This window comes from Streptomyces sparsus (assembly GCF_054776295.1).
The window spans coordinates 1-6,339 of record NZ_BAAHCA010000217.1 but is presented as its reverse complement, the minus strand read 5'-3'; the positions used below and the strand labels follow the sequence as shown (position 1 = coordinate 6,339).

Below are 6,339 nucleotides of genomic sequence, written 5' to 3'. Positions count from 1 at the left end.
GTGGCGCCGCGCAACGCCCCCCGCGTCGACCTGGGAGCCGCCGACGCGTGGAGCTCGGCCCGCTCCACCTCCGCGGACCCGCCGCCGGCACCGGTCACGGAAAGCCGTCCCCAGACCCGCCGGGGCCGCCAGCGCGGACGGACGCCGCTCTTCGACCAGAACGCCGAGCAGGAGCGCCGTCGCGCCGCCAACGAGTGACACCGGGCCGGTGACCTGGCACGGTACTGATTTTCGCGCACGGCGACTCGGGTGCTAGAGTTTCACTCGTTCCAAGGGCCTGTAGCGCAGTTGGTAGCGCACCTCGTTCGCAACGAGGGGGTCAGGGGTTCGAATCCCCTCAGGTCCACAGGACAGAAGGACTGTTCCTGAATTCGCTCAGGAAGAGTTCACGAGATCCCGTCCGATCGCAAGATCGGGCGGGATCTTGGCGTTTCCGGGGTCTGTTCGAGGAGCTGTCCGAACGCGATCGGTGCCGGAGGCGGTTGCCGGGCGGTCGTCGGCCTGTGGTTTCGGGGTGGTTCGGGTGCGTGAGGCGTTTCTGGGCTGTGGGCGGGCGTGCGTGATCCCGGCGGGGCAGCGTGGACGGGTCGCGCAACGGATCACGGTGAACTCGCGCTCGCCGAACAGGACCCTGAGTGGGTGCGTGCGCAACACGCGCCGACGTGTCGTCCTCGACCGTGCCGGCGCCGGGGAAGGGGTGGGCGGGCCGTGACGCTGATGCCTCACCGCGCGCAGGACGGTGACCGTCAAATCCGTGCTGTGTCACGACCAGCGCCTGACCGACGTGGTCAGCGGTTCTCGACCTGACCGATCCTCGCCAAACTCCGCACCGGTCCAGTCGCACGGGCCGAATTCCGTCGCTTGTCCTGTGCTACCTCAGCGTTACGTCAATATCGAACTCCCTGAGAATGCCCATGACGGAACCGGCAAGGGAAGCGCCCATCCTCTCCCTGGAAGGGGTTGATTCGCGCCACAGAACATCAAACCGGTTGCCGGTCGCCGTCGATGAGGCGAGACAATCGGCGAGCGCGTCAAGATTGGATCCGAAATATCCTCCCACGCCGTTTACTGATTCGCCGAGTTCGCAGTAGAAGCTGCTTTCGTTGAGGATCTTGCTGCCGTCGATCGTGCAACTCGTTCCGGTGTCGTATCTTGTGGCTGTGTGCCCGGTCGCAAACCATGAGTTCTGGGTCACGTGGAGCCAGCTTTCGTGCGCTTCTGCGGGGTACTCCATCCATTCCCCGCGACGGAGTGGATCTTCGGAAGCCCGTCGCTGCCAGATCACTCCTGCCGCCGGGTAGGGGCAGGTGTGGCCGTAGAAGGTGGCCAGGAAACCGATCTGCCCGGAGTGTGCCCCGCCAGGCAACTCGGATCGCAACCCTACGATGCCGATGTAGTAGGACCCAACTGTTGCGCCGGCCGGATTGACCACGTGCAATTCCACATCGGTGAGATCCTTGCCGATGCGGACTGGATACCGTGCCGAACCAAGAATCAGGACGTCTTCTGGCATGACGCGATCCGAATCAACGAAGAACCCGTCGATCTCGTGTGCCTTGATAATGACTCTGCCGGACTCTTCCTCTACCAGGTGGTAGATCGGATGAGGGGTGTTGTCCTCGCTCATTTCCTGTCTTTCGGTCGGTGGGTAGTGGAGTCTTCCACGGAGTGTGGAGAGGCGCGGGCAATGTCGCCTCTCCACACTCCGTCACCGTGGGACTGTCCTACGGTGAGCCGGAGTCACTCACCAACCGGAGTCCGGGAAGTGGGGTGCACTGAACGGCTTGATCGTCCGGTAGTGGTCGTTCGTCCACCCCATCACTGTCCGTCCGTCGGGCAGAGTCTTCACCAGGATTCGAGCCTGGTCGCCCGTCGCGCCGGGGACTCGATACTCCAAGGCTCCAGCCCAGCGCCCTTCGTGAGGTGCCCTCCCTTGGAATACCTTCTGTGCCCCTGTGGAGGGGTCTGTCTGGGGAACACCCCTCCCGGCCTTGATGTCGTCATAGGCTTTCACGAAGTGCTTGGACATCCCTTGCGGGAGCGGGTCAGACAGCTTCCCGTCGGGACACTTGCCGTTGCGAACAGGTGTGACGACACCGGTCGCCGACATCCGGTCAATCGCCCCCGCGACGGGGATGCCGGGAGCGCCTTGGGGCGCCGTGTCCGGGTGAGTGGGGCAGTCCGCGGTGTCGCGTTCGCGTTGGACGCGGTCGACGAGTCGTTTGACCTCGACCGCGGCGAGGGCGCGAGCGTCGACGAGGGTGCGGGCGCGCAGCGGGATGCTGTAGCGGACGGGACGGCCGCCGTTGGCCCGGGACTGGGCCTGGGCCTTGGCCTTTTCCTGAGCGGCCACGGAGGAGTAGACGGAGCCGGCGCCCGGGTTGGTGCAGCGGAGGCTGCCCGAGACGCGTCCGCCGGTGACGGGGAACGTGCCGCGGCTGCTGGTGCACGAGCCGGCAGGCCGGCCGCCGATGGTGAAGGTGGCGCTCAGTACGGCGGTGACCTTGCCGCCGGTGACGCGCTGCTCCCGGGCCTTGGCGGAGACCTGACCGGTGAACCGCTGATCGACGGAGCAGCCTCCGGCGCCGCAGCTCAGCTTTCCCGAGCCGCTGAGGGTGAAGTTGATGCCGCGGTCGGTGGCGCCCTTGAGCTGCTTGGTGCGCTTGAGCAGGTCGTCGAACATCTGCTTGACGTCGTCGCCGGTGACGGGCGTGAGGTCCATGCCCTCGGCCTGGCCCCCGGCGAGCGGTCCGATGGTCACCCGCGGGAGCTCGGTCGGTGTCTCGCCGTCGCGGTACTGGTCGAGGGCCTCGCGCGGATCGTAGGACTCCAGGCGCAGTACGCGGTGCGGTCGGTCCCTGGTGACCAGCAGCCGGCCGGCCGGCGTGTTCACGGCGCGCGCGGGTGTCCCCTGCACGCTGCGGCGGCGTTCCTCGGCTCGGGACTTCGGGGGCGGATTCCTCGCCTCCTCGGCGAGGGCTTTGGTCAGGACCTCCGCGAGCTTCGGCGGGGGGAGGGTGCGCTCAAGGGACTCCTTGACGAGCGTGGAGCCGTCGTCCAGGCCGGCCGTCCACGCGCTGGGCTTCTCGCGTGCGCCGGGCCCCGCCCCGGGTCCGGGGGCGGGGTCCTTCTGCCAGCGCAGGAACGTCTTGCCGCCGACGCTGAGCAGGTCCTGGTCGTGTCGGCTATTGCCGGAGCCGGTGGTGCCGTACTTGCTGCCGCCGGCGGTGACGGTGATCTCGTTCTCGGTGACCCCGAAGGCGGAGGTGTCCTCGTAGCGCAGGCCCTCGGCGGCCGCCAGGTCCTCCACGGCCTCCCAGAATGGTTTCAGGTCGTGACGCGGCGTCTGCTTCTGCCGCGCGGCCGCGGTCCCGTCTGAGCCGCCGCCGGACCGGTCGGAGCTGTCGCTGCCGCCGACAAGTCCGGCGCCGGTCACGACCAGCACACCGGCTACCAGCGCCAGGACGACGGTGAGCGCACCGCCCAGCATCAGCCAGGCGCGTCGTCGTGCCGTCCGGGTACGAGGCCGCAGGAGTCCGGGGGCGCCTGGCGGCGGTGGTGGGTAGGCGGGTTGCGGCGGTACGGCGAGTGGCGTCGGCGGCGGTTGGGTTGGTGTGTGGCCGTCCGGCGGAAGGGTCGGCTGGTCCATCGGGTCTCCTTGAGCTGAGTGGTACGTCGCCTCGTGGACGGTCGGTTTTGAGTGGGGAGGCTGTGCCTGACGAGGGCGGCGTCGCTCAGGCGACCGTGGCGCAGATCGTGCCTCTGCCGCCGTGGATCTCCCAGGCGTAGTCCCAGCCGCAGTTGCCGACGGTGCCGGATCTGACGCTTGTGATCCGCATGATGAAGTCGTACTTGACCGGCACCTTGCTCGCGTTGCAGTCCCAGATGGTCATCAGGTTCGCCGTGTTCGGACGACGGTCCTTCGCGGTGGAGAGGAAGCACTGGCCCGTCCGGAACTGCCGTTCCAGGCACAGCACCGTGCGCGTGCGGTCGTCGTTCCTGTGCGGCCAGGAGGTGCGCCCGCCACCTGACTCGCACATGTCGAAGTCCGTCACCTCGGTGACACGCACGTACGCGGTCAGCCAGCCGCACGGCACGGTCTGCGGCGTGTCCTTGCTCCATCTCTCGTAGCCGTCGTCGTGGACGTTGAGGCAGTCCCCGCCACGTACCGCCGCGAACGCCATGTCCCGAGGGTCCGGCTCTCGGGGCGGCGGCGAGGTGTAGCTGTTGTCGGCCGAGCCGAAGCCGCCACCGGTGTTGTTCCAGGCTGTGCGGGTGCGGGTGCGGGTGGGGGCCGGGGAGCGCGACGGGCTCGCGTTGCGGTACTGCTCAGGCGGCAGGGTGTACCGGCTCGTCGGGGTGTGGGTGGGGACGGTGGTGCGCGGTGGGCTCGCGTGGTTGTTCCGCTCAGGGATCAGCCCCTCCTCCCGGGCGAGCGCGATCCCGCCGATGACCGCGACGACCAGCAGCATGGCGCCGGTGAAGCTGGCCACTGACCGCAGTGCCTCACGCCTGCGTTCCTCTTCCTCCCGCTTGCGCTCTGTTTCCTCCCGCTTGCGCTTCTGCTCCGCCCTGCGCAGCTGTTCGTGCCGGTCCGCCTCCTCGCGTTCGCGCTGCGCGCGCCTCCCTCGCACGCTCCTCCCGTCTCTCCTGCCCCCGCCTCACCTCCCTCTGCTGTACACGCTGCTGGAGTTCCTCCTGGCAGCGCCGCAAGGTGTCCGCGACGTGACCGAGCCCGTCCTGATGCTGCGGGGCTCGGACGGCGTCCCGCAGTTGTGTGTACGTCTCGCGCAGTTGCGTGTAGGGGCGGGTGGGGATCGCCGGCAGGGTCTGGGTGAGGAGGCGTTCCGTGGCCGTCTGGCTACTGGGGGCGGTGTCCCGCAGGCGCCGGCCCTCGGCCTCGTACGTCTCGATCAGCGCCCTCCAGGGTGGTGGCAGCCATCGTTCACCGCCTGCAGGTGGGACGGTGCGGTCCAACTCCGCCAGGAGGTCGTGGAGGTGCGGACGTTGGGTGCGCTCGGCGGCCAGGCAGGGGCGGATGAGCGGAACCAACTCCCTCGGCAGCCCCTCGAGTCTCAGGTCGTTGTTCTCCACGAGAGCGCGTAGTTGGAGCATGTGCTCGGTGTCGCGGTAGGGCGGGCGGCCCACGGCCAGGTAGAAGAGCGTCGCGCCCAGGGAGTACACGTCGGATGCCGTGGTGGATTCCTGGCCGTGCGCCTGTTCCGGTGAGCTGAACGCGAGGGTGCCCAGCGTCAGGGCGGTGCGGGTGAGGTCGTACGCGTGGGAGATGCCGAAGTCGATGAGGCGGGGGCCCGCCGCGGGCAGCAGGATGTTCTGCGGTTTCACGTCCCGGTGGATGACGCCTTCGTCGTGCAGCGCTGTCAGGGCGCGCACGGCGCCAGCCGCCACCCAGCGGACAGCGGTGGCTGGCAACGGGCCCTGGGTGTCGCTGAGTTCGGAGAGCGGGGGTGCGGGTATGTAGTCGACCGCCATCCACGGGCGGGGGTCCGCGAGTCCCGCGTCGCGTACGCGGGCCGTGTGCACGCTGTCCACTCGACGGGCCAGCTCCACCTCGCGGGCGAACCGCCTGCGGTCGCTGGGGCTGACCGTGCCCTCGGTGATCGGCGTCTTGACCGCCACGAGGTGGCCGCCTTCGCCGGGCCTGCCGGACCGCCCTAGGTAGATCCGTCCCATCCCGCCGGAGGCGATCCGCCGCTCGATGCGGTACGCGCCGAGCTGCCGTGGGTCGTCCGGACCGAGTGGCAGCAGCCGTGGGCCGGTCATCCCTTTCCCCCTTCGGGTGTTGGTAAGGCGCCCGTGTCGCTGGCGCCGGGACTGGGCAGGAGCGGGTGGTCATGGGCTGGCCGCGGGCCGGCGGCGTTGAGTTCCTTCGTCACGGGCTCTGGTCTCGACTAGCGCTGGCAGGAGGCGATGACCAGGAAGAGGACGAGGCACGCCAGGCCGAACAGGGGTATGCAGCCGAGGGAGTTCGGGTCCTTCCGGTTGATCTCCACGCTGCCGCCCGGGACGAGTCGGGGGTGCCGGTCGGCGTAGTGGGCGACGGTGAGGTCCTCGGCCTCGGACTCGGTGGTCCACCGGGTGGTGAAGCCGCATTCGCCGCATCGGTAGCGGTACGCCATGTCAACTCCTCGATGCCGCAGGTGCGATGGTGCGGTGCTGCGGGGTGTCAGAGCGAGGATGCCGCCGGGAGGTCCCAGGGGAACAGGTCAGGAGACCGGCCACAGCACCAACGGCCATGTACGGCCGGTCCGGCACGGGACGCGCCGGCGCTCGGGTGCGGCGGACGCCCCGCGAGATCCCCTGTGTCCCGCGGGGCGT

At 69.0% G+C, this 6,339-nt stretch carries 5 protein-coding genes, 1 tRNA gene and 1 pseudogene; 2 read left to right on the top strand and 5 right to left on the bottom strand.

The features are described from left to right. Positions 1-198, top strand: a pseudogene (locus ACYVE9_RS12575) (hypothetical protein); the annotation flags it as partial. 75 nt (positions 199-273) lie between these two features. Then, a tRNA-Ala gene (locus ACYVE9_RS12570) sits at positions 274-346 on the top strand. Positions 347-871: 525 nt separating this feature from the next. On the opposite strand, the gene ACYVE9_RS12565 is transcribed toward ACYVE9_RS12570, so the two are convergent. From ACYVE9_RS12565 to ACYVE9_RS12545, 5 genes are all read right to left on the bottom strand, one after another. Continuing rightward, positions 872-1,627: a barstar family protein gene (locus ACYVE9_RS12565; protein WP_461027889.1), complete on the bottom strand. Its 756-nt coding sequence runs from the start codon at positions 1,625-1,627 to the stop codon at positions 872-874. 117 nt (positions 1,628-1,744) lie between these two features. Next, on the bottom strand, positions 1,745-3,649 hold the full coding sequence (locus ACYVE9_RS12560; RefSeq protein ID WP_461027888.1) for a hypothetical protein: 1,905 nt from the start codon (positions 3,647-3,649) through the stop codon (positions 1,745-1,747). Between the two features lie 85 nt (positions 3,650-3,734). Continuing rightward, entirely contained in the window at positions 3,735-4,493 is a 759-nt protein-coding gene (locus tag ACYVE9_RS12555; RefSeq protein WP_461027887.1) for a hypothetical protein, read from the bottom strand. A gap of 13 nt (positions 4,494-4,506) precedes the next feature. After that, a complete protein-coding gene (locus tag ACYVE9_RS12550) occupies positions 4,507-5,784 on the bottom strand; it encodes a serine/threonine-protein kinase (protein WP_461027886.1) in 1,278 nt (425 codons plus the stop codon). A 128-nt stretch (positions 5,785-5,912) separates the two neighbouring features. After that, positions 5,913-6,140: a hypothetical protein gene (locus ACYVE9_RS12545; RefSeq protein WP_461027885.1), complete on the bottom strand. Its 228-nt coding sequence runs from the start codon at positions 6,138-6,140 to the stop codon at positions 5,913-5,915. Between the last annotated feature and the right edge of the window lie 199 nt (positions 6,141-6,339).